This window comes from Nocardia sp. IFM 10818 (assembly GCF_054655275.1).
Map to the genome: position 1 here is coordinate 5236496 of NZ_BAAHJH010000001.1, position 22675 is coordinate 5259170.

At 64.9% G+C, this 22675-nt stretch carries 27 protein-coding genes and 1 pseudogene; 16 read left to right on the forward strand and 12 right to left on the reverse strand.

What is annotated here, in order from left to right; genetic code table 11:
* The first annotated feature begins 24 nt into the window (after window positions 1–24).
* A complete protein-coding gene (locus ACYQ5L_RS24315) occupies window positions 25–627 on the forward strand; it encodes an L-threonylcarbamoyladenylate synthase (RefSeq protein ID WP_459963522.1) in 603 nt (200 codons plus the stop codon).
* Window positions 628–632: 5 nt separating this feature from the next.
* On the opposite strand, the gene ACYQ5L_RS24320 is transcribed toward ACYQ5L_RS24315, so the two are convergent.
* Entirely contained in the window at window positions 633–1256 is a 624-nt protein-coding gene (locus tag ACYQ5L_RS24320) for a carbonic anhydrase (RefSeq protein ID WP_459963523.1), read from the reverse strand.
* Window positions 1257–1376: 120 nt separating this feature from the next.
* Window positions 1377–1934 (reverse strand): annotated as a pseudogene (locus ACYQ5L_RS24325) (TetR/AcrR family transcriptional regulator); the annotation flags it as partial.
* A 511-nt stretch (window positions 1935–2445) separates the two neighbouring features.
* On the opposite strand from ACYQ5L_RS24325, the gene ACYQ5L_RS24330 reads away from it, so the two are divergent.
* The 8 genes from ACYQ5L_RS24330 (at window position 2446) to ACYQ5L_RS24365 (ending at window position 11893) form a co-directional block, all read left to right on the forward strand.
* Complete coding sequence (locus ACYQ5L_RS24330) at window positions 2446–4656, forward strand: SulP family inorganic anion transporter (protein WP_459960496.1); 2211 nt, start codon at window positions 2446–2448, stop codon at window positions 4654–4656.
* Window positions 4657–4873: 217 nt separating this feature from the next.
* A complete protein-coding gene (locus ACYQ5L_RS24335; protein WP_459960498.1) occupies window positions 4874–7090 on the forward strand; it encodes a SulP family inorganic anion transporter in 2217 nt (738 codons plus the stop codon).
* Window positions 7091–8182: 1092 nt separating this feature from the next.
* Window positions 8183–8389 carry a hypothetical protein gene (locus ACYQ5L_RS24340; protein WP_459960499.1) on the forward strand — a complete coding sequence of 69 codons (207 nt, stop codon included), beginning with the start codon at window positions 8183–8185 and terminating at the stop codon, window positions 8387–8389.
* A gap of 298 nt (window positions 8390–8687) precedes the next feature.
* Complete coding sequence (locus ACYQ5L_RS24345) at window positions 8688–9233, forward strand: hypothetical protein (RefSeq protein WP_459960501.1); 546 nt, start codon at window positions 8688–8690, stop codon at window positions 9231–9233.
* Window positions 9234–9415: 182 nt separating this feature from the next.
* Window positions 9416–9982, forward strand: a complete 567-nt coding sequence (locus ACYQ5L_RS24350) for an Imm42 family immunity protein (RefSeq protein ID WP_459960503.1) — start codon at window positions 9416–9418, stop codon at window positions 9980–9982.
* A gap of 297 nt (window positions 9983–10279) precedes the next feature.
* Window positions 10280–10498 (forward strand): DUF7336 domain-containing protein, encoded by a 219-nt coding sequence (locus ACYQ5L_RS24355; protein ID WP_459960505.1) that lies wholly within the window; start codon window positions 10280–10282, stop codon window positions 10496–10498.
* Window positions 10499–10518: 20 nt separating this feature from the next.
* Window positions 10519–10755, forward strand: coding sequence for a DUF7336 domain-containing protein (locus ACYQ5L_RS24360; protein ID WP_459960507.1), 237 nt, complete (start codon window positions 10519–10521; stop codon window positions 10753–10755).
* Between the two features lie 250 nt (window positions 10756–11005).
* Window positions 11006–11893, forward strand: coding sequence for a hypothetical protein (locus ACYQ5L_RS24365; protein ID WP_459960509.1), 888 nt, complete (start codon window positions 11006–11008; stop codon window positions 11891–11893).
* Between the two features lie 465 nt (window positions 11894–12358).
* Here ACYQ5L_RS24365 and ACYQ5L_RS24370 read toward each other — a convergent pair whose 3' ends face one another.
* The gene (locus ACYQ5L_RS24370; RefSeq protein WP_459960511.1) at window positions 12359–12697 is read right to left on the reverse strand and encodes a hypothetical protein; all 339 of its coding nucleotides are present in this window, start codon (window positions 12695–12697) and stop codon (window positions 12359–12361) included.
* A gap of 253 nt (window positions 12698–12950) precedes the next feature.
* Between ACYQ5L_RS24370 and ACYQ5L_RS24375 the strand changes: the two genes are divergently transcribed.
* Window positions 12951–13508 (forward strand): DMP19 family protein, encoded by a 558-nt coding sequence (locus ACYQ5L_RS24375; protein ID WP_459960513.1) that lies wholly within the window; start codon window positions 12951–12953, stop codon window positions 13506–13508.
* A gap of 127 nt (window positions 13509–13635) precedes the next feature.
* Here the strand turns inward: ACYQ5L_RS24375 and ACYQ5L_RS24380 are convergent, their stop codons facing one another.
* Together ACYQ5L_RS24380 and ACYQ5L_RS24385 are read right to left on the reverse strand one after the other, a co-directional pair.
* Window positions 13636–13977 (reverse strand): hypothetical protein, encoded by a 342-nt coding sequence (locus tag ACYQ5L_RS24380; protein ID WP_459960515.1) that lies wholly within the window; start codon window positions 13975–13977, stop codon window positions 13636–13638.
* 202 nt (window positions 13978–14179) lie between these two features.
* Window positions 14180–14503, reverse strand: coding sequence for a hypothetical protein (locus ACYQ5L_RS24385; RefSeq protein ID WP_459960517.1), 324 nt, complete (start codon window positions 14501–14503; stop codon window positions 14180–14182).
* Window positions 14504–14877: 374 nt separating this feature from the next.
* Here ACYQ5L_RS24385 and ACYQ5L_RS24390 point away from each other — a divergent pair, with 374 nt between their 5' ends.
* Window positions 14878–15363, forward strand: coding sequence for a hypothetical protein (locus tag ACYQ5L_RS24390; protein WP_459960519.1), 486 nt, complete (start codon window positions 14878–14880; stop codon window positions 15361–15363).
* Between the two features lie 50 nt (window positions 15364–15413).
* Here the strand turns inward: ACYQ5L_RS24390 and ACYQ5L_RS24395 are convergent, their stop codons facing one another.
* Window positions 15414–15641, reverse strand: a complete 228-nt coding sequence (locus ACYQ5L_RS24395; protein ID WP_459960521.1) for a hypothetical protein — start codon at window positions 15639–15641, stop codon at window positions 15414–15416.
* Window positions 15642–15796: 155 nt separating this feature from the next.
* Between ACYQ5L_RS24395 and ACYQ5L_RS24400 the strand changes: the two genes are divergently transcribed.
* Window positions 15797–16201 carry a hypothetical protein gene (locus ACYQ5L_RS24400; protein ID WP_459960523.1) on the forward strand — a complete coding sequence of 135 codons (405 nt, stop codon included), beginning with the start codon at window positions 15797–15799 and terminating at the stop codon, window positions 16199–16201.
* Window positions 16202–16304: 103 nt separating this feature from the next.
* On the opposite strand, the gene ACYQ5L_RS24405 is transcribed toward ACYQ5L_RS24400, so the two are convergent.
* Both ACYQ5L_RS24405 and ACYQ5L_RS24410 read right to left on the reverse strand, forming a co-directional pair.
* On the reverse strand, window positions 16305–16628 hold the full coding sequence (locus ACYQ5L_RS24405; protein WP_459960525.1) for a hypothetical protein: 324 nt from the start codon (window positions 16626–16628) through the stop codon (window positions 16305–16307).
* Window positions 16629–16744: 116 nt separating this feature from the next.
* Window positions 16745–17110 (reverse strand): DUF4333 domain-containing protein, encoded by a 366-nt coding sequence (locus ACYQ5L_RS24410; protein ID WP_459960527.1) that lies wholly within the window; start codon window positions 17108–17110, stop codon window positions 16745–16747.
* 284 nt (window positions 17111–17394) lie between these two features.
* Between ACYQ5L_RS24410 and ACYQ5L_RS24415 the strand changes: the two genes are divergently transcribed.
* The 4 genes from ACYQ5L_RS24415 to ACYQ5L_RS24430 all read left to right on the forward strand — a co-directional run bounded on the left by ACYQ5L_RS24415 (window position 17395) and on the right by ACYQ5L_RS24430 (window position 19929).
* Window positions 17395–17985 (forward strand): DUF1877 family protein, encoded by a 591-nt coding sequence (locus tag ACYQ5L_RS24415; RefSeq protein ID WP_459960529.1) that lies wholly within the window; start codon window positions 17395–17397, stop codon window positions 17983–17985.
* A 241-nt stretch (window positions 17986–18226) separates the two neighbouring features.
* Window positions 18227–18448: a hypothetical protein gene (locus ACYQ5L_RS24420; RefSeq protein WP_459960532.1), complete on the forward strand. Its 222-nt coding sequence runs from the start codon at window positions 18227–18229 to the stop codon at window positions 18446–18448.
* Window positions 18449–18696: 248 nt separating this feature from the next.
* Window positions 18697–19080, forward strand: coding sequence for a hypothetical protein (locus tag ACYQ5L_RS24425; RefSeq protein WP_459960534.1), 384 nt, complete (start codon window positions 18697–18699; stop codon window positions 19078–19080).
* A 285-nt stretch (window positions 19081–19365) separates the two neighbouring features.
* Complete coding sequence (locus ACYQ5L_RS24430) at window positions 19366–19929, forward strand: hypothetical protein (protein WP_459960536.1); 564 nt, start codon at window positions 19366–19368, stop codon at window positions 19927–19929.
* A gap of 79 nt (window positions 19930–20008) precedes the next feature.
* On the opposite strand, the gene ACYQ5L_RS24435 is transcribed toward ACYQ5L_RS24430, so the two are convergent.
* The 4 genes from ACYQ5L_RS24435 to ACYQ5L_RS24450 form a co-directional block, all read right to left on the reverse strand.
* Window positions 20009–20350 carry an ankyrin repeat domain-containing protein gene (locus tag ACYQ5L_RS24435; RefSeq protein ID WP_459960539.1) on the reverse strand — a complete coding sequence of 114 codons (342 nt, stop codon included), beginning with the start codon at window positions 20348–20350 and terminating at the stop codon, window positions 20009–20011.
* A 143-nt stretch (window positions 20351–20493) separates the two neighbouring features.
* Window positions 20494–21066, reverse strand: coding sequence for a hypothetical protein (locus ACYQ5L_RS24440; protein WP_459960541.1), 573 nt, complete (start codon window positions 21064–21066; stop codon window positions 20494–20496).
* Window positions 21067–21110: 44 nt separating this feature from the next.
* Entirely contained in the window at window positions 21111–21359 is a 249-nt protein-coding gene (locus ACYQ5L_RS24445; RefSeq protein WP_459960543.1) for a hypothetical protein, read from the reverse strand.
* A gap of 51 nt (window positions 21360–21410) precedes the next feature.
* The gene (locus ACYQ5L_RS24450) at window positions 21411–22580 is read right to left on the reverse strand and encodes an SMI1/KNR4 family protein (RefSeq protein WP_459960545.1); all 1170 of its coding nucleotides are present in this window, start codon (window positions 22578–22580) and stop codon (window positions 21411–21413) included.
* Window positions 22581–22675: the final 95 nt, after the last annotated feature.

A 22675-nucleotide genomic window follows, 5' to 3' on the forward strand; every position in this document is an offset into this window, starting at 1 on the left:
GCGGCCGGGCGCGCCGCCGGGCTGATGGAGGCCGCCAAGGCGGTGCGCCGCGGTGAGCTGGTGGTTTTGCCGACCGACACCGTGTACGGCGTCGGCGCCGACGCTTTCGACCCCGCCGCGGTGGCGCGTCTACTGCGTGCCAAGGGCCGCGGCCGCGGGATGCCGTCCCCGGTGCTCGTCGCCGCACCGGAGATCGTGGACGAGCTGGTCACCGACCTGCCCGCGCCCGGCCGGGCGCTGATGGAGGCGTTCTGGCCGGGTGGGCTGACCTTGGTCGTCCGCCAGCGGCCGGGGCTGGGCTGGGATCTCGGGGAGACCCGCGGCACGGTCGCGGTCCGGATGCCCTCACATCCGGTGGCATTGGAGCTGCTCACCGCGACCGGGCCACTGGCCGTCTCGAGCGCCAACCTGACCGGTCAACCATCCCCGCAGAGCTGCGGCGCCGCACAGACCATGCTCGGCGATTCAGTAGCGGTCTACCTCGACGGCGGGCCCACCCCGGCCGCGGTCGCCTCGGCGATCGTGGATCTCACCGGCGCGGTCCCGGTCCTCACTCGGGCGGGTGCGATCAACGCCGAACGCCTGCGCGCGGTGGTCCCGACGCTACGGGATGCTGCCGGCGGATAGCGCCGTTACTCGAGCTCGCCGATATTGCCGATCACCCGGTTCAGCTTGGCCTTGCCATCGGCGAGAGTGTAAGTGACACAGGCGATGGCGCACTCACCGGCGGCGATCCGGTCGGCGATGATCTGCGACCGCTGCCGCAGCAGCTCGGCGGTCTCGGCGACATGGCGGGCCTCGAGGTCGTCGACCGATTCCAGGCCCTCGCGGCGGCCGAGCAGGATCGATGGTGCCACCCGCTCCACCACACTGCGAATGAACCCGCCGGGCACCGCGCCGGTGTCGAGGGCGTCGATCGTCGCCCGCACCGCGCCGCAGCTGTCGTGTCCTAGCACCACGATCAGCGGGGTGTGCAGAACCTGCACGCCGTACTCGATCGATCCGAGCACACTGGCGTCGACCACATGCCCAGCGGTGCGCACGACGAACATGTCCCCGAGGCCCTGATCGAAAATGATCTCTGCCGCCACCCGGGAATCCCCGCACCCGAACAGAATCGCCGACGGGTGCTGCCCCGCGGCCAGTTTCGCCCGATCGGCGGCCCCCTGGTTGGGATGCCGCAGGCGGCCCTCGACGAATCGGTCGTTACCCTCGCGCAACGCCTTCCAGGCGGTAATGGGAGTCAAATCGCTCATGCGCCCTATTCTGTACACCACACCGTCCGCCTCCGGCATCCCGGCGGCGAGTCCTACCGATCCCCCCGCGGGCCGGGCCGCCGGATCCAGCCGTACTCCGGACAGACCACGCCAGCACAACGCCATCGTCACCGCGACCGCCTCGCTTTTCGGAAGCGGCCGCCCCGCGGCCAGCCACTCCTGCGCGCACGACTGCGCGGCCCCTACCAGCCCGACCGCCACCAGCCGGGCCCGGCGAGCCTCCAGCCCCGCATAGGGTGCGATGGCTCCGAAAACCGCGTCGACACAGCGTGTTCGGCCGCGGGCCGCCGTCCACTGCACCGATGGCTCCTCGACCACCTGCGCACCGAACAGCACCGCGGAACACTGCTCGTGAGCGTCTACGAAATCGAAGTAGGCATCCACCGTCGCCGCCACCGCCGACCGCATCCCCCCGGCCCAGCACAGCGCCTCGCGCAGTCCGCCCGCCAGCCGGTCGACCGCGCCCTGTAAGACCGTGAGATACAACTCCAGCTTGCTCGGAAACGACTTGTACAGCACTGGTTTGCTGATACCGACCCGGCCGGCGATCTCCGCCATGCTCGCCTCGTGATACCCGTGCGCGGCGAACACCTCACCCGCGGCGGTCACGACCGCCCGCCGCCGCGCGAGCCTGGCCTCCCGAAACGCTCTGGCCACCGGCCCTCATCTCCTCCGCTGTGGTCGCCGGGCGGCGGGGGCGATCCGGGCCCGCCGACGAATCAGTGCCTCCGCCTTGCGCACGACGCGCCTCCTTGGTTGGGATGTAGGACACCGAGAGGACCACGATATCGCCCAGCGCTCACCGCACCTCGGTGCTGCTCGGCTGATCGGCCCCAACTCCCAAGGCCGCCACTGCACCCCGGCACGAGCGCACCGAACACCAAGCGCCCCTCTGTCGGCGTGCTGTGGCAGGGCACCGGACCGTCGAATTCTGCCGGTGTGGACGCCGCAAGCACGGAAGTGTGGAACAGTGTCCCGAGTCACAGTTTGATAGCGGTTAGCGCAAATTATCAGCAAACTCTTTTCGATCCCTTTGCGATGTCTTTACGATTATCCGCGATCTTCACAGCGTTGTTCTGTCACCAGCTTCGCCCGCCGCTCGCTCTCGATGCCAGTACATGTTGACCGATGAACCGGACCGGCTCAGCCGCTTCGGCGAAGGAGAGATATGTCCACCGACACCGAACAGCTTCCCCGGACGTCGCATCCCGGCCTCGCCGATCGGGTCCGCCACGATCTGCCCGCCTCACTCGTGGTGTTTCTGGTTTCCTTACCGCTGTCCATCGGTATCGCCGTCGCCGCCGGTGCGCCCGTGGCCGCCGGATTGATCGCCGCCGTGGTCGGCGGGGTGGTCGCGGGCGCTGCGGGGGGATCGACACTGCAGGTCAGCGGGCCCACGGCCAGTCTCACCGTGGTGGTGGCGGAGTCCATCAACCAATTCGGTTGGGCTGCCACCTGTTTCATCACCGTGCTGGCGGGCGGGTTGCAGATCCTGTTCGGGTTGGGGCGGATCGCGCGAGCGGCACTGGCCATCGCACCCGTCGTCGTGGCCGCCATGCTCGCGGGTATCGGCGTGGTGATCGCGCTGCAACAGGTCCATGTGCTGATGGGCGAGGATTCGCTGAGCTCGTCGTGGGACAGCATTACCGCGCTGCCACAGCAGCTGCGGTCGGTACGGGCCGGGGATCTGCTGGTGGGCGGGATAGTGATCGTCATTCTGGTCGCTTGGCGGCATCTGCCCAAACCGGTGAAGGCCGTGCCGGGACCGCTGGTGGCGGTGCTGGTGGCGACCCTGCTGGCGATGGTGCTGCCCACGCGCGTGGAGCACATCACGCTCGACGGGTCGCTGCTGCAGGAACTGCGGCTGCCGCAGGTGCCGGACGGGGGCTGGGCGGCGGTGCTGCTCATGGCGGTGACCATCGCGCTCATCGCCAGCGTGGAGACGCTGCTATCGGCCGTCGCGGTGGACCGGATGCGGCAGAATTCTTCGCGGCGAACGGATTTGGATCGGGAACTGATCGGGCAGGGCACGGCCAACATTGTGTCGGGCATGATCGGCGGCTTACCCGTGGCGGCGGTCATCGTCCGCAGCATCACCAATGTGAAGGCGGGGGCGCGGACCAAGGCCTCGACCATGCTGCACGGGGTGTGGATTCTGCTGTTCTCGGTGGCGTTGGTCGGCGTGGTGCAGCAGATTCCCAAGGCGGCGCTGGCCGGACTGCTCATCGTGGTCGGTATCCAGCTGATCAAGCTCGCGCATATCCGCCGCGCGCAGCGCACCGGCGACCTGGTCGTCTACGCGGCCACCGTGATCGTGGTGGTCTTCTGGAATCTCTTGCTGGGCATGCTGGTCGGCCTGGTAGTGGCCTTCGCCATCCTGCTGTGGCGAGTCGTGCGGGTCGTGATCATCGCGGAGTCGCTCGAGGACGGGCGGTGGCGCATCACGATCGACGGCACCTGCACCTTCCTCGCGCTCCCCCGCCTCGTCGCCGAACTGGGGAAGGTGCCCGCGGGCGCGGATAGCACCCTCGAGATGACCGTCGATTTCCTCGACCACGGTGCCCACGACGCCATCCAGGACTGGGTGCAGCAGCACCGATCCGGCGGCGGCACAGTCGAATTCGTGGAGATGGGTTCCGCCCGCATGGCCGATGCCTCCGACGGCCCGCCCGCGCGCGGCCACTTGCGGCACATGCTCGACACAGCGCTCGGGCCGTGGCGACGCACCGCCGCCGACGTCGATCCCATCGTGGCCGGCGTCGCGGCCTACCACCGCAGCCACGCGCATCTCATGCGCCCACACCTGGGCGGGCTGCGTGACGGCCAGGAACCGGATTCACTCTTCGTCACCTGCGCGGATTCGCGCATCGTGCCGAATGTGATCACCAATAGCGGGCCTGGCGACCTGTTCACCGTCCGAAATGTCGGCAATCTGATTCCTGCGCGCGGACGGGACTCCTCGATGGAGGCCGCGCTCATCTATGCCCTGGAGAAGCTCGACGTCCGGTCGGTGGTGGTGTGCGGGCACTCCGGATGCGGTGCCATGGAGGCGCTGTACAACGAGGCGATCACCGGCTCCGGCCTCGACGAATGGCTCGGGCACGCCCGGCCCAGCCTGGACCGCTTCCGGCTCGGCCATCCGGTGGCCGCAGCCGCGGCGGCGGCAGGATTCCAGCCGGTGGACCAGTTGGGCATGGTGAATGTGGCCGTGCAGCTCGAGACCCTGTACGCGCATCCGTTGATCCGGCGCGGTGTGGAGGAACGCGGCGTGGTGCTCTCCGGGCTCTTCTTCGACATCGCGACGGCTCGTGTGGTGGAGGTCATGGCCGACGGCATCGCCGAGATAGATGATGTGGTCCATTCGATCGCGGCCCGATAGGCCTGATCAAGCGCATTCGACGGGTGAGCCCAAAAAGGATTCACATACGTGTTTGCTTTGTGGCACAATTTTTCTCAGGCTTTGCTGAGTCTTTACTTATAGCCTGGCCAGCATCTAGTCCGGTGAGCTGTGAGCAATGCAGTCCACAGTTGCAAATTCGATGCCCGACACATTTCGAGTTCATCCGGATCGCGCGCGATCCGCCTGAAGGAGCGATATGTCCCACGACACCGATTCACCGCCGGGCAGACACGACGACAGGCTCGCCACCTGGCTACGTCACGACCTGCCCGCTTCCATCGTCGTCTTCCTTGTCGCACTGCCGCTTTCGCTCGGCATCGCGGTGGCCTCCGACGCGCCCATCGCGGCCGGGCTCATCGCGGCCGTGGTCGGCGGTGTGGTCGTCGGCCTGCTCGGAGGGTCCCCACTGCAGGTCAGCGGTCCCGCCGCCGGTCTGACCGTGGTGGTCGCCGAGACCATCAACCAATTCGGCTGGAAGACAGCCTGTTTCATCACCGCCGCCGCGGGTGTGCTGCAGATCGTGTTCGGTCTGAGCCGGATCGCCCGCGCCGCCCTGGCCATCGCGCCGGTGGTCGTGCACGCCATGCTGGCCGGTATCGGCATCACCATCGCGCTGCAGCAGCTGCATGTGCTGCTCGGCGGAGCCTCGCACAGCACAGCGCTGCAGAACGTCATCGAGCTGCCCGGCCAGCTGCTGAGCCTCCACGGCGATGATGTCCTCATCGGCGGCGTCGTCATCGCCATCATGCTCGGCTGGAAGTACATGCCCGGGAAAGTGCGGGTCGTCCCGGGCCCGCTCGTCGCCGTTCTGGTGGCGACCGTGCTGTCGCTGATCCTGCCCGGCAATGTCGAGCGCATCGTGCTGAGCGGCTCGCTGTTCGACGCCATCGGCCTGCCCGATGTGCCCAGCGGCAACTGGGGCGCGGTCGCGCTCGCCGTGCTGACCATCGCGCTCATCGCGAGTGTGGAGAGCCTGCTGTGCGCGGTCGCCGTGGACAAGATGCACACCGGTCCGCGTACCAACTTCGACAAGGAACTCGTCGCCCAGGGCGCGGCCAATGTGACCTCCGGTCTGCTCGGCGGTCTGCCCGTCACCGGTGTGATCGTGCGCAGCGCCACCAATGTACAGGCGGGAGCCCGCACCAAGGCATCGGCGTTCCTGCACGGCATTTGGGTGCTGGTGTTCTCGGTCGCGCTGGCCGGACTGGTGCAGCAGATCCCCAAGTCGGCGCTCGCGGGGCTGCTCATCGTGGTCGGTATCCAGCTGGTGAAGCTGGCGCACATCAAGCTCGCACACCGCACCGGCGACCTGCTCGTCTACGTGGTCACGGTGCTCGCCGTGGTGTTCCTCAACCTCCTCGAGGGCGTGCTCATCGGCCTGGCGCTGGCGTTCGCGCTGCTGCTGTGGCGCATCGTGCGCGTGGTGGTGTCGGCCGAGCCCGTGGCAGGGACCGACCGCTGGGTGGTTTCCATCGACGGCACCTGCACCTTCCTGGCGCTGCCCAAGCTGTCCGGCGAACTGAACAAGGTACCCTCCGGGACCGACGTGCTCATCGAGATGGGCGTCGACTTCCTCGACCACGCCGCCTGCGAAGCCATCCACGACTGGGCCCGCCAGCACGAGAACAACGGCGGCACAGTCGAATACGTCGAACTCGGCACCGTCCGCATGGCCAACGCGCTGACCGCTCCGCCAGTGCGCGGCCACGCCCGCGGCCTGCTCGACGACGTACTGCGACCCTGGCGCAAGGACGAGGGCAACCCCATCACCGAGGGCGTGGCCGATTTCCACCGTCGCAACGCCCACGTGGTGCGCCCGCACCTGGACGAGTTGCGCCACGGCCAGAACCCGCACTCGCTCTTTCTGACCTGTGCGGACTCCCGGATCGTGCCCAACGTGATCACCAGCACCGGCCCCGGTGACCTGTTCACCGTGCGCAATGTCGGCAACCTGGTCCCCGCGGGCGGCCGCGACAGCTCTATCGAGGCGGCCCTGAGCTTCGCCCTCGACGAGCTACACGTGGATCACCTTGTGGTGTGCGGGCATTCGTCCTGCGGCGCGATGAATGCCGTCCTGGCCGGTCCGCCCTTCGGCCCCGGCCTCGACGAATGGCTCGTGCACGCTCGCCCCGCCGTGGAAGGGTTCCGGCACGGACACCCCGTGGCCCGGGCCGCCGAAAAAGCCGGCTTCGGCGCGGCCGACCAGCTCAGCATGGTCAATGTGGCCCTGCAACTCGAAACCCTGTACAACCACCCGGTCGTGCGACGCGCCGTGCACGAACGCGGCGTCACGGTCTCCGGCCTCTTCTTCGACATCGGCACCGCCCGCGTCCTGGAGGTCACCGCGGACGGCATCGCCGAAATCTCCGACGCCGACCTAGCCGCCCTGGCGGCGGCCGCCGGTACCCACTGAATCGAGGACGCTCGACGGGCGCGGGCCATCCCCACGGGTGGCCCGCGCTCGGCCGTCCCGGCGACATCGCCGAGTCGTCGCGCATCTGCAGGGTCCGTCTCGTCCCGCTCGACGGCAACGATCACGGCCACCCGTCCGTCACTTCGGCGGCGAGGATCGTTGGAAGGTAACGACTTCGGCCTTCAGGTCCGCAGTCACCCTGACCCCCACAGCTGCCCGAGACCACAGTGACGGAACGGAAGGAGGAGCCTTGCAATGGACGGAACAATCCCTATGGAGATAGCCGAAACCGGCTGGTACACCGCGGACCGCCGCGCGGACGTGATCGCCTACCTGAAGCAGCGGCGAATCGATCCGCCGATGGCATGATGGACGACTCGGTCAACCTGATGCCACTCGGCGTGCAGATCCGCGGCAGTGTCGAAGAACGGAAGCACGCCAAGCGAGGATGAATCGCAGAATCCTCGGGCGCCGGCGCTGCCGGACTGGCAGACACTCCTCGAGCTGGCCGACGCACGTGTCGCTCGGTCAGCAGATCATTACGAGATCTGAGGTGATGTCGTCATTTTCGAGGCATGCACCCGACCCGCATCGGTGAGGATGCCGGCTGCCTCGCGAAAGACGCCGAAGCGGCACGCCAGACGACCCCTGACTCCCCGTCGGGAGGACAACTCGCTGTGCACTGACAATGACCAGGGTGCAACGAATTACGCCACGAGGTGGATGCGGCGGCGTCAGTTTGTTTGGTTCAGTCAACGATCGGGTGCCGAGGCGGTGCTCCGCCTCAGCACCCGGAGTGATTGCAACTGTTACGCGCGCGGCCTTCGCGATCAGGGCAGCGATATCGGCCGGGCGGGACAGCATCGACGCGTAGCTGGTTGGCAGGGCCTGGATCGCCCGGGTCGAGGCAGTTCCGGATACTTCGTTGACAGCGATGGGCGACGGGCCGGCCCGACGGGCCGATCGAGCTGGCCGTCTGCCGAAGCGCCCGGTTTCGGGCCACGCAGTGGGCATACTGCCCTGTGTGGCCCTGACCAGCAGCTCGCCCACATCCCTGCGGCGTTGCTCGCCAGATGTCGCGAATCGGTACAGGTGCTGGACACGGTGTGTTCGTTCACCGCGGTGCCAGACGCCGATCTTCTCGATCTGGATTGGTGGCCTCTCATTTTGGCGCCGACGTGGAAACTGACCGGAGCAGACCCAACGGTATTGGAGGCATTGCGCGATGCCTTCGACGCTGGCGCGGAGGTCAATCCGGCCTATCGGGATCACGCGAATCTCATTTCGGTGAGCTTGTGACCGCCTTGGACCCACTCCAGGTCGCTCGAGTAGCCGCGGCCTTGCGTGCTAGGGGAACTGCTCGCCGAACAGCATGCCCTGCTGCAGGACTTCTACGACAAAGCCGCCCATCGTCGGCTGTCCATCGTGCTCTGGTGGGACTGAGCAGCACACGGAATGCACTCGCTCACCTATCGCGCTGCGGCCGCAGCGAACCGCCCGACCAACGGCAGTTCAGTGCGTTCGGGGCGATGCGACGACACGCCCCGCAGTCGATGCACATACTTGGCGACAGCGCACCGCCGCCGATAATCGTGCGGTGTCCTACTTCGGCATCCACGGATACCAACCGCGCTGGCTCAACGGGCGCGCCGCCATCGAATCCACTCACGGCCAACGGCTGAACCGGCTCGTCGGCAGACCTCTGTCCAAATCCTGGCTTGTCTGGGACCGATCAGAGGATGAGTGGTTCGCCGACTGCCCGGTAGTGCTGGACTTCGACGGTGAACAGGTCGAGATCACTCACCAGAAGTTCGACGAGCTGTCGATCACCTGGAACAGCATCGATCCCCATCGGCAGCGTTCCTGGTCGGACCCCGAGGACAACGACGCACAGATCCACGCCTTCCACCTGTCCTGGCGGTCCGATGCTGTCCCTGCGTTGACCGCCCTCGAAGGCCAACGGCTGCTTGCTGTCGACTTGCTCGAATGGACAAGCCAGCAAGCCGATTTCGCCGCAGGCATGATCGCGGTCAGCTTCGCATTCGCCGATAACCGGATGACCATCAGCAACGGGCTCGACGAGAACAGCCTCGAATTCGGTACCCCACCAGCCGACTACATCCGACACCCCGTCCGCGACTGAGGATCAGGCGGGCTGGCCGGTTCGGTCAGCGCGATCTGCGGCAACTGAGTGCGTTCGCCAACGGGTGGCGTGGCTGAGCCCAGGCCGTGTTGCCCTCGCACGGGATGACATTGCCCACCTGGGATTATTGGGCTCGTGAGGAGTAAGGCGGTATCCCGGCATCTGAAAGGTGGTAGTCACCGGTGATCGTGGGCGATCCGGGCCGGTTTGCTGTCGAGTTCGATCTCGATAACAGCAGGATGTCCGAGCCGGACTTCTTCCGCTGGCTGTGGGGGCGCATCCGCTGGTGGTGTGGTGGCCAGTCGGTCGGCATCTTCGAGCCGCAAGCCCAGCTGATCGATGCCGTCGTCCCCATGCAGTTGCGGCTGCGCCGCATGAGAGGAGGCCAGGGCGAGGAGATGATCGACGAGCCAGCCGAGGTCGCCTTTCGCACGGTGATGGCGGCGCTGTATGAAGACCGCGGACAGACCTTCGAGCAAATGCGCGAGGAGGGCGCCCCACTTGGGTCGGTTCCGGTCGGGCCGCAGGTGTACGAGTTCGATCCGTGGCGGTTGTTCCTGTTCGAGGACGAGACTCGTGGCCGGTTGTTGTGGATGTCGCGTGGTCACTACGAGTTCGATGCCCTGGTACCCGGGGTGCCCCTCCAGGAGGTCTGGCTGAGGGCCGGGGAGTTCGACGAAGTTCAGAAGATGTTCCTCGACGAGATCGCAGCCGCGGAACGCGCGTTCTCCTCACGGGACGGTCAGTGATCCAGAAACGATCAGGCGCAGCCAGTTCACAGCGCCCGGGTTCCCAAACAGGGTTCCGGCAAAGACTGGGCCGATGATGCGCCGAGCTGGGCCAAGGGCAAGGCTCCTTATATCGGAGAGAGCGGAAAGGACTACGCGCGGCGGATGATGGACGAACACTACGGCCCAGGAAACTGGGACAGCAGCCCCAGAGGTACGGGCCCGAACAGCGAATTCAACAAGATCAAGAAGTATGGAGACCGAGCCTGGCAGGAACCACAGCCCCCGAAGGGCGGGAAGTAACAGGAGGAGAAGCCAATGGATCATGTCTACTTGCTGGAGCATTTCTATGAGCTACCGGATGGTTCCGACAAATTACGAACCATCGGTGCGTATTCTACCGAGGCCAACGCGCAGCGTGCGATCGAGCGCATGTCCATGCTGCCGGGATTCCGTGATCGTCCCGAGGATTTCCACTTTTCGCGGTTTCCGCTGGACAAGGATCATTGGACCGAAGAATTCTTCACATCCCGATGAACGCCTAGGAGGCCAATTTCATGGATATCGTGTACCTCGTCAACCACGAGTATGAACTGAACGAGGGCGAAGATGAAATAAAGCTGATCGGCGTGTACTCCTCAGAGGAAAACGCACGGGCAGCGATCGAACGGCTTAGAATCCAGCCTGGATTTCGCGATCTGCCAGAATGCTTCGTCATCCACGCTTACGAGATAGACAAAGATTACTGGACGGAAGGTTATGACCCAACTGGAGAGGACCGGACAGTGTCGTGATTCCGGGTCGGCGCGCCCAGAACGAACCCACCGGTGATGCCGCCGATCCCCTCCGGCCTCTGCCGATCATCCCCAGAAGGTCTCCTGCTGAGTGTCGCCGGGTTAAGACGCCACAGGCCAGAACCCGCCCTCATTACCGGCTGGGACCCTGCTGGTCGCGCTGGTAGGACCGCATGACCTTCGAGGGGGCAGAGCAGCTGTGAGACTGCGGGATTCGAGAAAGGATCCGGGATGGGCAACGGCGGTGAGGATGGCCGATTCGAAGCTGCTGGAACTCGAGGCACCCGAGGACAACATGGTGTATCGCGTTCGTGTGGTCGTGTACAACCGCGTGGATTCCGATGCGGTGGCCGCACGCCGACTGGCCGGTTTGATCGCGGAGTTGGCCGAGCTGGATCCGATCTGGACCGGCCCCTGGAGTACCCGGCTGATGAAGCAGGACGAGCGGGTCCCGGTGTCCCCCGATCCCGCGGGCTTCGAGGAACTGTTCACGATCGCGCGGGCCGACGGCGACTGGACATCGATCTCCGACCAGGTGTACTTCGTTATTTCGACGCCCTACGGGGCGTCGATCGGCGCAGAACCCTTTCTCACCGTCCCCGAAGGCGCACCCCAGCGGTCGGTGTCGTCGGTGACCCAGCTGTCGTTCGATATCCGGCCCAAAGATCAGGCGCTGGCGGAGGCAGGACTGGATTCGCGCGCGACCAGCGGCGCTATCGGGCTGGCGCTGTTCGAGGCCGTGCAGCGTTGGCTGGAACCGGATGCGTTCTTCTATATCCCGTTGCAAGCCGACAAGATCACCTCTGCTGTGGCGGAGCTGATCCGTCCGTTGCGGACGTTCCGAATGATCGACAAGGCGACCAGCGCACGGTTCTCGAAGCTGCCGATCGGCTGGCTGAACCTCTTCGCCACCGACGTCAATCTCGAGACCAACCACTTGCCAGCGTGTGCGGTCATCACAACCGACCCGCGCACCGGCGCTACGATCGTTCGCCTTGGTGACAGTCCGTGGACCGTCACCGACGACGACTATCACGCTCTGCGTGCCGCGGTCGGCCTGCCGCGCCCGGATAAGATCCTCGACACACGATCGATGACCAGTGCTGAACGACGGGCCCTCAAGCCTCCGTACTGGTGACCCAGCCATCATCGCCGATGATCGGGCAGCAGCCACGACCACACCCGTTTCGTGATGGGACCAGCGTGACCGCATCCAGCAGGCTCCGATGGATCGAAGCCGTGAAGAAGATCGGACGCGGTGAGGCCGGAGGTGTCCGTTGCCCAGAGAATGACGATGACTTTCTGGAAGTGACATGGGTTTCCGGACCGGGCGAGGTCGGCGAGTACCGCCTGAGGTGCCCATCATGCGGCGCGGCCATCTTCGTCCGGACAACAAGTAGGCCGGCGGATCTGGAAGGCTGCGGGTCCGCCGGTGAATCCACTGAACTGCCGAATGCCGCGCATCTCGGCCGTCCTGGATCAGGGGCTGATGACTGCTGAGCTTGCTCTTCAACTCGGGCGGGATTCAGTTGCCTGGCCTGCTGGGGGGTTAGCCCGGCTAGGACAGCGGTCGCCGAGTAGGAGGCCCGTCGAGCGTCTCCTGCTATTCGTTGCGCGTGGGCATGTGGGTCAGATACCAGACACGCGCGACTGTCCCTGCCGCAGCGACCGCACCGATGCTGATCCCGAGATATATCCACAACGGGATCAGCTCGAAGACCACAAGCAGGGCCGCCGGAACCATTACCGCAGCAAGGACGATCCAGAGCAGGAGCCACGAAGTGGGTCCGGATCGGCCATACACATCGAACAAACGCAGTTGTCCAAGACGGGAACGCCCTTCAGATCGGACGTGAGCCACCTTGATCACGCTCCACAGCGTCGCAACCGAGGCCAGCACCAGTGCAGCGCCGAGCGCGAGAACCCGAACCGGTGTGTCCATGGCGTACTCCTCTCGCTGATACGGCGAGGTCTGTGCAGGTGACGCTAGGAGAGCGTCTCCTCCACAACTCGCCCGACACGCCGACCCGCACCGCTTACGGGGCGGCTCGCGCCGATCAAGAATCGACGGGCGAACACGTGCACATGACGATGGCCGACGGAGCGGGGCCGATCAGCCCGGCGTCACGCGGGTACCATCACAACCGCAGCGGCCGACATCACCTCAACAGCTACCGTTTCGCTATCGTATGGCGATGGAGTATCTAGTCCCGGCGTCTGATCGACAACGGCTGTTGGATCTGGCCGCTGCCGCAGATATCACCGGGGCCGCCTCACTGATCTTCTGGGATAACTCGTCCTATCCCGCCGATTGGCGTGGGGGTCCGTACATCCCGTTCGACATGCTGCCGCCCCCGGTGGGCATTGTCGTCCTCATGGCCGTGTGCGACCACGAGATTCGCAATGGTGGCTTCGAACAGTTCCTGTACAACCACCCCTCGGAACTGTTCTACCTCCCCGGCACGCTGCGGTTCTTCGGCCGGCCGGAACTGGCCTCCGCCTGCTTGTCGGCAGCGCATCATGCCCACACCACCGCACTGCTCCCGGCCTGGGGCGGCGATCGGCCGGTGCTGACCGGACCGCGGGAAGTCTTCGACGCCTACTTCGCCACCGAACAGGCCGCCCTCGACGAGCATGCCGAGCCGGTGCCACTACGCCAGGTCGACACTATGTACTACAGGGCGGCCGACGACCTCGCCAAGACGATAGGCGAGTTCATTATTCAAAGAATCGACGACTACGCCCAGTCCTGAACGCAACGAACGCCCGCCTGCGCCTGCGTGCTTCGCGTGCCGACCGAACCGGCCAGCCCCGCCACGAAAGGTCAAGGCGCCGCGGGCATCCGGCGTCGGTCGAACGCACCAATTTGCCGATACAGCATCAAGGCGTGGCTGACGTGGGATCGGTTCCGAGATCGATGATCTCGGGTTGTTCCCATGCGAGCACGTTGATGCAGTCCTCGTCGACCACGAAGTACTCCCGAAGCCCCTTACGCTCCCCGGTGACGAAGTAGGGCCGGCGCCGTTCCAGATCCAGCCAACCGCCTCGAAGGACTTCCCACAACCAGCCGTTGGGCTCGCTGTAGGTGTTCCAGAATTCGGTGAGGTCCACCTCGTCCAGGACCCGGAACCCCGCCGGTCGGCGGAACACGACCTTCGCATACGAGAAGCCGGGACCTTGAATCGCGATCGTCAGATCGCCGTCGTAGCGGATATCTCGCACTGCCTTCGATGAGTACCGGCTCGACTCGGGAACCAAGCGACATTCCGGTATGAAGCCGGGACGAGGCTCAGGTTCCCTGCCCTGGCCGGACATGGTTGACATGAGCCGATCATTCCGCAACCTCGGCCCTGCATCTGCGAGCGACTCGTTCCACCCACCACTCGCGGACATGTCGGCCGATCGATGCACGGCAGTCACTACCTCACCGCGTGGATGGCGCCGGTGGGCTTCCCCACCAGTGAATACCGCGGTCGTCCACTCGAAGGCTGTCCCTCGCGGTCCCCAAGGGTTCACCGATGTCGAAGTCCGCGACATCGCGGCCATAGCTGGTCGGATCCGGTTCCGCGGTCAACCGGGGGGAGTACATGCTCGAGAACATGTTGTCGCGAGGGTTGTAGGTCGAGGATCGCAACGCGAGCAGACCAGCGAAATAGGGAGATCGATAGACGACCACGAAGGTCCACTCGTCCTCCACCCAGGCATCCTCGACAGCGATGCGGGAGGCTTCCGTGACGGTGCTGATCATGAGCCGGTTCAGGCATGCGGACACAGCACGCTCGGACCACCGCGGAGATTCGACGGCAGCGAATTCCTCCGCGAGGCGGCGATGGGCATCGGTGATCAATCGTGCCTGAGATCGAGACCGAAGGTTGGGCTCGGGATCCACGCGATCATTATGCTGCCGGAGCGCTCGGCATCGGTGTGCCGCGGTGCTCGGCCCGCCGGGGCGTCGGTGAACACATCTAACGGCCCCTGCCAGGCACGAGATCGCGTCTGCGGGCCCGTCAGCACGACCAGAGTTCTCGATTCACGACCCTAGTGTTTTCTGTTGTCGAGTACTCGAGCACTCCCCGGGGATGTCGGCGGCGGAAGATCAAGTGGCCGCTGCATACTCCTGGGGTGAGTGCGACCAAGTTCGTGGAGATCGACGGCCGAGGGTTCTGGGCTGTGGACGATGCGCTCGATGTGTGGCTCGCCTACCTGGTCGACCAGCTCGGGAACGAGCCACACACCAACGATCCCTGGCTCGCCGACCTCCGCGACCAGTGGCGCCGCGCCTCCGCACTCAACGATCACAGCACCACGATCGACTTCGACACCCGCCAGCACCGAGAGCAGATCCGCGCATGCGCCCGGGCTGCCCGCGACGCCGCGGTGGCGGCCGGTGATGTGAGTGTGGATCGGTTGCGGCGGTGGCTGATCCTGGACGACATCCCGGTCTCGGATGGCTTTGCCCGTCGACCCGACGGCGTCCAGCTCACCCGCATTCTCGAGGTGGCCGACGGATTCATCGCACTCCTGGACGGTCGATTGCCGCCGGACCCGCCGTCGGGCTGGTGGTTCTTCGGGACCGGTGAGGGCATGCGCGAACTCACACGGCGGTGAGACCGACCGCGGCGCAGGACATCCGCTGCTGCCGAGTGCAGCGCGAACCGTCACGGTGTGATGTCGACACCCGCGGAAGACCACACTCGCCAGCTGCCGGAAGGGATGTAGATGGTGATGCTCTGCTGGCCGTGCTCTACATGCACGTCGTCGGCGTGGGGGAATTCGTTGTCGTATTCCAGGATCACGTGGTCGCCTGCTGCGAGCTGGTGCTCATCGCCCTGGATCTCGTAGGTGACGGTGATCGGTTGGTCGCCGGCTTGGATGCGTACCCTCACGATGCGAACCTAGCGACATCGAGGCGCACCGGTTCTCCGCAACGCCACCCGGGTGGGTGGCCCTCTGAACGCACCAGCCGCTGACCGCGCTGTGCCGAGCGGCCATGCCGCACGGCCTCAACCGGTTTTGCCGCACGACGTGATTACGTATCCGGGTGAGCCTGAACGTCTATACCTTCCTGCCCAGCGCGGCCGGCAGCAGCGATGCCGTGGGCGAAATACTCGATACCCCAGAAGGAGTCAGTGACTCCGCGGGCGGCGAAAGCTGGCGCACCAAGGTGTGGGGTTCACCGGCCATGCACTCGCTGGATGCCCGCTTCTTCCCGGTCCTGGCCGACACCTCCAGACCCCGCGCCGACCTCATCGTCATGCCCGACGAGCTCCCCGGACTGCTCCGCGAGTGCCGCATCGTGCGCGAACACCTCACCGAGTTCGTGCCGCCGGAGATGAACGAGGCGGATGCCACCCGACTGACCTACGGGATCTTGGAGACACTGGCGAACATCGAAATCGCAGCGGGCCGAGCCCTGGGAGTCGGCGGCGGTGTACTGATCTGGTAGCCGCTGATCAGTCCTTCACCGGCGACGATCCCACGCTCCTCGAACGGCTCGACCGCCGGGAAGAGAACCCGAGCGCATCGGATCGAACCCATTCCGTTGCTGCCTAGGACTCGGTGCACTCCGCACCTGGTTCGTCCCCAGACAGCGGGCCGACGTCTGTGACCTCGGCTGTCCACCAGTCAGGCTTGCCGGATGCCTCCCAGCGCATGTGGACTTTCCGGCCGTGCGCGAGCTCGGCCCGCTGATGCAACTCGGCCTGTGCTTCCGCAACGGCAGCAGAGGGCGGGATATCAGGCAGGTACCCGTCCATGATGCCGGTGGGGTCGCGAAGGTAGACCGCATACCGCCAGCACTCAGCAGTCCGGTACAGCACGAATCCGATCGGCGTGCCCCAGCGCGATCGACCCGGCAGTCGGCCATCGGTCATGATCGCGACCCTATAGACCGCAGGGAGAACGCCCGGAACTGCCGCGACCTGGACGGTTCGGACCAGCCGGACGTATGCGTTGACATGCCGATGGGTGTACCTGATCGAATCGACCGTCAGGATTTGGGGGTATCGCTGACCTGGACGTCGAAGTCCACCTGGCCAGCGTCGGAGACCGACTTCGCTGTGACCGTCGTGTCATAGGTCGATCCGCCGGAGACCACATCGCAGTGTTGGGTCGCTCCGACCCTGGCCTCCAGCGGACCATGGCAGCTCACCGAGTCGACTGTGGTGTTCGCTTTGCTCTCGACCTGCTTCTCGACTTCAGTTGCCAACACGTTTGGATCGACGCTCTGAGCAGGAGATTGAGGGTTACCGACCTGGACCTCGCAGCTGCACGCGGACAGCGTAGCCAGTGCTGCGGCGACCAGGAGCGCCATGCGGCAATTAGCGGATCGGCGGATGATTTTGTGCGAGGTCACATCAGCCTTTCGTTGGGTTTGGCCGAACGTAGAGCCTGCTGAGATGCGGCGAACCTACTGGACTACATTCCGCTGCCAGCGCCGCCACGCCGCTGTCGTTGACCGGAGAGTTCGATCCACGCCTGGCGCGTTCCGAACATTCGCTCGTGCCGTTGGGCGCATCGAGCGAACCGGCCAGCGCGGGACCTCGGAGGACCAACGGGTATCTGACGCCGAACCCACCCCATGCCGATTATGTGATGCCCGGGTAGGGCCGGCTGATAGTCGAGTCCTATGGTCTGAGGATGGGTCTCGATGCTGGATACCAGGCCATTCCCTACGAGCCGCTGCTGGAACGGGCGATGCACGACCGTGAGGCCGCCGAGGGTGCGATTGTCTTCTTCAACAGCTTGGCGACTGCGGATCTGGCCAACTCTCCGTACCGGGATGATCCCACCTGGCAGGAGTTGGCTCCCGTCGCTCGCCAAATCGTGACGGAGCGGCCCGGCATTCTCGACCGGGCCATGTCTACGCGGGCGTGGGATGCCCTCTTCTGGCTACTTGCCCCGAACCGCCGGGCGAGTGAAGGGCGGAATCCAAACGGGCTGGCCGAGTCCGCAATATTCGGGGCCGAGCCGTTCGCCTCGGGTGCGACTGGGGGGCAAGGGATTACACTCCGGTTTGTCCGCCCGGCGACCGCGCGGACCGTAGCGGACTTTGTGGAGAGCAGTCTGGAGAGCGCCGCGCAGCTGTTCGACGCTGAAGCGATGAACGCCTCCCACGTCTATAAAGGTCCGTGGGATCGCGATGAGCTCCTCGACCTGCTGGCCCAGTATGCCAAGTTCTATCGACTTGCCGCTGACTTGGACGAATGTGTACTGGTAACACTCGACTGAACCGACGGTTCGGTCACACGCTTCCCATAGATATCGACTCATAACCGGCGTCCCATCATGCCGCTACCGTAAAGGTTCATAGGAAATGAGTGACATGCTGAGTTAGAAGATGTTGTATTCGGGGCTGGATGATGTCGTACCTCTTGTTGAGGTGGTCTTCAATGCTAGGCGATTGCATCCGGAGGAGTCGGTGCTCCCTGAGGTACTGAAAGCAATTAGGTTCGTTGCCGACCGAGGACTTATGGACATCGGCACGGTCGATGAAGTTGGCGAATTTCATCGATGCACCGAAGACTTGGATGATCAGCTCGAACGTATCGAAACCGCCTACAACGAAGACCCCCTCGGCGATGGAGAGGGCCGTTGGATGTATATGCGCTGGCTCAGGGATACCCCGCTAGGTGTCATGCAGGCGAACTCGCTGAGCGAGGACCGAATCGCAAGTTTCGACGTCTTCTACTAGAGCCAGTGATGCATGAGTCATCTGCGGCCAAGTGGCTGAGAGACGAAGCCGCGACCACCTCGATAATGACCACTTGGGCGTGAATCAGCTCCTGTCGTTGTTGCGAGGATCCGACTTCGACCTGGATGCAAGGGCAGCGATTACGTCGACTCGAACAATAGCGACTTAGCTGCTCGCGAGCGGTGAAGCCAAACTGGTTCGTTTGCGATGGCCTACACAACTCATGCAGCGGCAGAAGGAGAGCGATCATGGCGCAGGAGTCGTGGCGCGATGAAGAAGGCAGGTGGCACCTCACGCCCGAAGACCGCGCCGCAAGAATCAAACGCGGCAACGAGAGGGGGCGAGCCGCCCAGGCACTGTTGGACGCCCTCACCGACCGACTTCCACAAGAGGTTCTCCGAATACTGCGATCACATCAGCTTGGCGGCGAGTACCCGATACTGTTCAGCAATCTTGCCGCGGCGCTGGTGAACCACGACGTTCCGATCACCAGCGAGGAGCGCGACCTGCTCCGCGAAATGCTCTATTCCATCGAGCCGACGATGCCGGATGCCTACCCCTCGATTCGTGATCGTGATCAGGTGATGGCTTCGCTCAACGTCCTGGAAGCCGATAGCACTGCCGGGCCGTAGCAGCGGATTCTCCGCATCCCCGCTTGTGACACCAGGAAGGAAGTACGGGCGGTAACCCCACCCTGGCAGTCACCTACGAGCCGATCTACCAGGTCTGAACCCTCTTCTACGGAGTCGGCACCATGGTCGTCGGGGAGCCGTCGGAATAGACCGACCTCTCGATCGACCAGGTCCAGCAACTCGAAAGGATGGGAGCATTTGTCCCGGTCATCCCTATCACCGGCTCGAAGCGCACCTGCGCACGAACGCCTCATCACCTGTTCGTGGCGAACTCGACGCCACCGGTTGATCGTCGCACTGCTGGCGGTGACCATCCTGATCCCGACAGCGGGTTGCGTCGCCAGCGACGACGAATCGGCGCCGTCGACGCTGACCCTGCCCAGCGCGCGCCAACGCATCGAGGCCTACCTGACGGACACATTGAACGCGCTACCCGCAGGCGTGCGCCTCACTCTCATTCCAGAAAGGCTCGCCGAAGGCCGATCGGCCGATGAGCTGGTGAAGCCCATGGCCGCGGCCCCCTGCGACGGCGACATGAATGACACCGCCGGCCCGGTGAAGACTCAGGTCGTCTACTACGTGTCCGGCATCCCGGCCGACCATGCGGACCAGTACTTCACTCAGGTGAAAAAGTACTGGGTCAGCCGACTGTGGAACATGACCGAAACAGAGCTCACGGTGCAAGCTATCGCTGCTACTGCAGACGGCTACCAACTCTTCGTCCGCCACGGCAACGCAACCGATGACGGGGTCGGCGACGACGTCCTCATCCTCGGCGGGACATCCCCATGCTTCCTCCGCTCAGCCACCACCACGGCCCCACTACCGACGGTGATCGAACAGCGCTGAGCCCCCACCTGTGAGGATGAAATAGGTCGGATTCGCGATCCCGGCCTCCACGTACAGCAGCAAGCTAGTGCGTTCACTGCTACCGCCGGTCGGCCGGAAGATTACCGAACTCATCTCGAACCTCGAGGGAGGCCCCATTGGCGATCAAGAAGTCGACAACGCTCTGTTGATGAGCCGCGTAGGCATGATGCAGAGGGGTCATACCCATGTCGCCGAGCTGGTTGATGTTCGCCCCAGCACCAAGCATCAGACGGATGACCTCCAGATCGCCCCTATCGGCAGCGATATGCAATAGCCCGTCTCCGCCGGAGTCGAGGTAGGTCATCGGATTGATCGGAGCGAATGGGTCATCACCCTCGTAGTTGGTGAGGTCCGGGTACTTCGATCGGATATCCCGTATCTCGTCGTCCGTCAGACTCATGCTCACACCCCAATCACTCGATCGCATCCTCCTAATGTCCGCGAACCTATGACCTGAACCCCCTGTAGAGGCGTGGACACGCGCATCGGCTACTCGCTGGCCAGGCCCGCACCCGGTTCCGAACACCCAGCCCGAATGTCGCACTATTCGGCAGTGCGTGAATTCCGAGCGTTCTCCGATCGCACCGTGTCAACGAATCCCGGTGCGGTGGTCGGCTGCGGTCGCGGGGCACGGTCCTCGGCGACAGGTCGTGGCCGGGTCTTGCGCCGGACCCACAAGGCGGCTGCGCCGGTCGCAAGGGCCACGGCGATGTAGATCGTGCTCAGCCCGAGACGGTAATACCAGTACGTTGCGGTATCCACAGTGTCCGGGAAATCGCCGCGGGGAAAGACCACGGCCAGCAGGAAGCCGAGCGAGATGTAGGCGAGTACCCATGTCACCGCCCAGCTCAGCGCATTGCGCAGGCCCTCACTCCGTGGTCTCGCCCGGGCGGTACCGCGCCGGTGAATCCACACCGCGGACGCGGCGAACCCGACCGCGAACGACAAGCACCCCGCTACCCACAGCACCCGGGTCCAAGCATCGTCGTCAGGGCTGCGAGACCCGGCGACACCGGCATACACGAAGTACACCGCGTACATGCCGAGCAACACCACCCACACCCACCGCAGCACAGCCCGCACGCGCTCGCGCACAGGCCGCTCATCGGCATCCATTGGACCAGCGTACTCACAGCAACTTTGCGCGCCGTCAAGGCTGGCTACTGGATGACCAGATTCGGGATGATCTCTCGTAGCCTGGCGTCGGAGACGCTCCCCTGCGCCCACCCGATCACGTAGTGGCATTGATAGATCGAGAGCCCGAAAGCCTCTCGCAGGGCGCGGGTAGCTCGAAGCGAGGCCGATCCGAACTCCTCGTGGCGCCCGATCATTTCGTTCAGGACGACCACTGTGTCCGCGGACGAGCGAGCAATCTCGCGCAGTTCGTCTGCCCAGAGCTCAGGTGCCACTCCTGTCCTCCCATCGAGTCGAGCCGCCCACCGTATCGCCCGAGTCCTGGGTCATGGGGTGGGTTGGCCTGCCTGCCACCACAGGCGATCGCATTGGGCGAGGAGGTATTCGCGGACGGTGCCCTCGGATGTCGAACGCGGTACTGGTGCCGGGTCGATGATTTCGTCGGTGAGTAGGTTGCGGACGTGGCCGTCGCGGATGTCGACTCCGTAGAGTTGGGAGGGGAAGACGGCGAAGGGTACGGCGGGGATGTGGGTGATCCGTTCCGCCACGGGAGGTTTCGGTTCGACGGCGACCCCGCCGTACGTTCGAGCCATCAGCAGGCTGTCCCGGAGCTGGTTGTCTTCGAATTCTTGTGTCCGGGTGATGGTTTCGCCCCAGAGCATGCCGTCACGCAGGTCGGCCACGGACAAGATGCGACCGAGACTCCAGGCGCTCATTCCGTTGGTGGTGGCGAGCAGTTCACGGTGCTCGGGATGCAGTGGGCCGGAGAGCTTTTCGTCGAGGGCGTCAAGCTCTTCCTGGGTCGCGCCGGGAAAGAGCCGGGCGCGTTGATCATTGGGTGCGGCGCGGGTGGACAGGTCGGCGAGTTTGGCGACGATGTCGGCCATGGACGGCGGTTCCCGGCGGATGTCGCGGCCCCAGGGGTCGGAGTGCGGTCCGAGTTCGGCGCTGTCGGCCCACCGGGTGAGGGTCTCGAGCTGGCTGGTGAGGAAGGTGTAGAGGTCGGGCCAGATGGAGTCGGTGCCGACGTAGAGTTCGAAGACGTTGCCTGCCCGGCAGCCGGATGCGTCGTGCACGAACTGGTACAGGCACCCGTCGTAGCCGTTGTCGGTGTCGCCGACCGGCTGCCAGTTGTCCGGGTCTTCCTCGACGCCGAGGCCGGCGGCGAAGTACCCCTCGCTGTTCTCGGAAAACACTTTCACGGCGTCACGGGCCGCTTGCCAGCGTGCTCCCGCGCCGATGTCGGCGGTGCCGAGCAGGCTGTAGCCCAGGTAGTAGAGCTCCCATCCGTCGGAGACGGACAGGAATTCGCGGTAGTGCGGGTCCAGTACTCGCCCGAGCCGGGCTTCGGCCGCCTGCAGTTGTTGTTCAGAGGCTCCCTGCCGGGGACGGGTCATGGGACGGTGGAGTTCGTCGTGTTGCGCGAGTCGGCCGCGTTGGACGACGAGGCGGTCGATCAGATCCCGCCACGCGGCCTCGCCCACTGGTTCAGCCATCCCGTACTCCTCCTCCCAGTGACCGTCACCGGTCGTGGCCGATCGTGATCATCCTCGCGTTAGCTCAGTATTCGCCAACTTGGCTCACTTCGGTA

Bases quoted from the DNA above. Each gene is read 5' to 3' on its own strand.
- ACYQ5L_RS24330 (WP_459960496.1), top strand. From the start codon at position 2,446: ATGTCCACCGACACCGAACAGCTTCCCCGGACGTCGCATCCCGGCCTC.
- ACYQ5L_RS24365 (WP_459960509.1), top strand. From the start codon at position 11,006: ATGGCCGATTCGAAGCTGCTGGAACTCGAGGCACCCGAGGACAACATG.
- ACYQ5L_RS24425 (WP_459960534.1), top strand. From the start codon at position 18,697: ATGGCGCAGGAGTCGTGGCGCGATGAAGAAGGCAGGTGGCACCTCACG.
- ACYQ5L_RS24440 (WP_459960541.1), bottom strand. From the start codon at position 21,066: ATGGATGCCGATGAGCGGCCTGTGCGCGAGCGCGTGCGGGCTGTGCTG.
- ACYQ5L_RS24370 (WP_459960511.1), bottom strand. From the start codon at position 12,697: ATGGACACACCGGTTCGGGTTCTCGCGCTCGGCGCTGCACTGGTGCTG.
- ACYQ5L_RS24435 (WP_459960539.1), bottom strand. From the start codon at position 20,350: ATGAGTCTGACGGACGACGAGATACGGGATATCCGATCGAAGTACCCG.
- ACYQ5L_RS24355 (WP_459960505.1), top strand. From the start codon at position 10,280: ATGGATCATGTCTACTTGCTGGAGCATTTCTATGAGCTACCGGATGGT.
- ACYQ5L_RS24405 (WP_459960525.1), bottom strand. From the start codon at position 16,628: ATGACCGATGGCCGACTGCCGGGTCGATCGCGCTGGGGCACGCCGATC.
- ACYQ5L_RS24320 (WP_459963523.1), bottom strand. From the start codon at position 1,256: ATGAGCGATTTGACTCCCATTACCGCCTGGAAGGCGTTGCGCGAGGGT.
- ACYQ5L_RS24360 (WP_459960507.1), top strand. From the start codon at position 10,519: ATGGATATCGTGTACCTCGTCAACCACGAGTATGAACTGAACGAGGGC.
- ACYQ5L_RS24385 (WP_459960517.1), bottom strand. From the start codon at position 14,503: ATGATCAGCACCGTCACGGAAGCCTCCCGCATCGCTGTCGAGGATGCC.
- ACYQ5L_RS24420 (WP_459960532.1), top strand. From the start codon at position 18,227: ATGGACATCGGCACGGTCGATGAAGTTGGCGAATTTCATCGATGCACC.
- ACYQ5L_RS24450 (WP_459960545.1), bottom strand. From the start codon at position 22,580: ATGGCTGAACCAGTGGGCGAGGCCGCGTGGCGGGATCTGATCGACCGC.
- ACYQ5L_RS24315 (WP_459963522.1), top strand. From the start codon at position 25: ATGGAGGCCGCCAAGGCGGTGCGCCGCGGTGAGCTGGTGGTTTTGCCG.
- ACYQ5L_RS24335 (WP_459960498.1), top strand. From the start codon at position 4,874: ATGTCCCACGACACCGATTCACCGCCGGGCAGACACGACGACAGGCTC.
- ACYQ5L_RS24375 (WP_459960513.1), top strand. From the start codon at position 12,951: ATGGAGTATCTAGTCCCGGCGTCTGATCGACAACGGCTGTTGGATCTG.
- ACYQ5L_RS24415 (WP_459960529.1), top strand. From the start codon at position 17,395: ATGGGTCTCGATGCTGGATACCAGGCCATTCCCTACGAGCCGCTGCTG.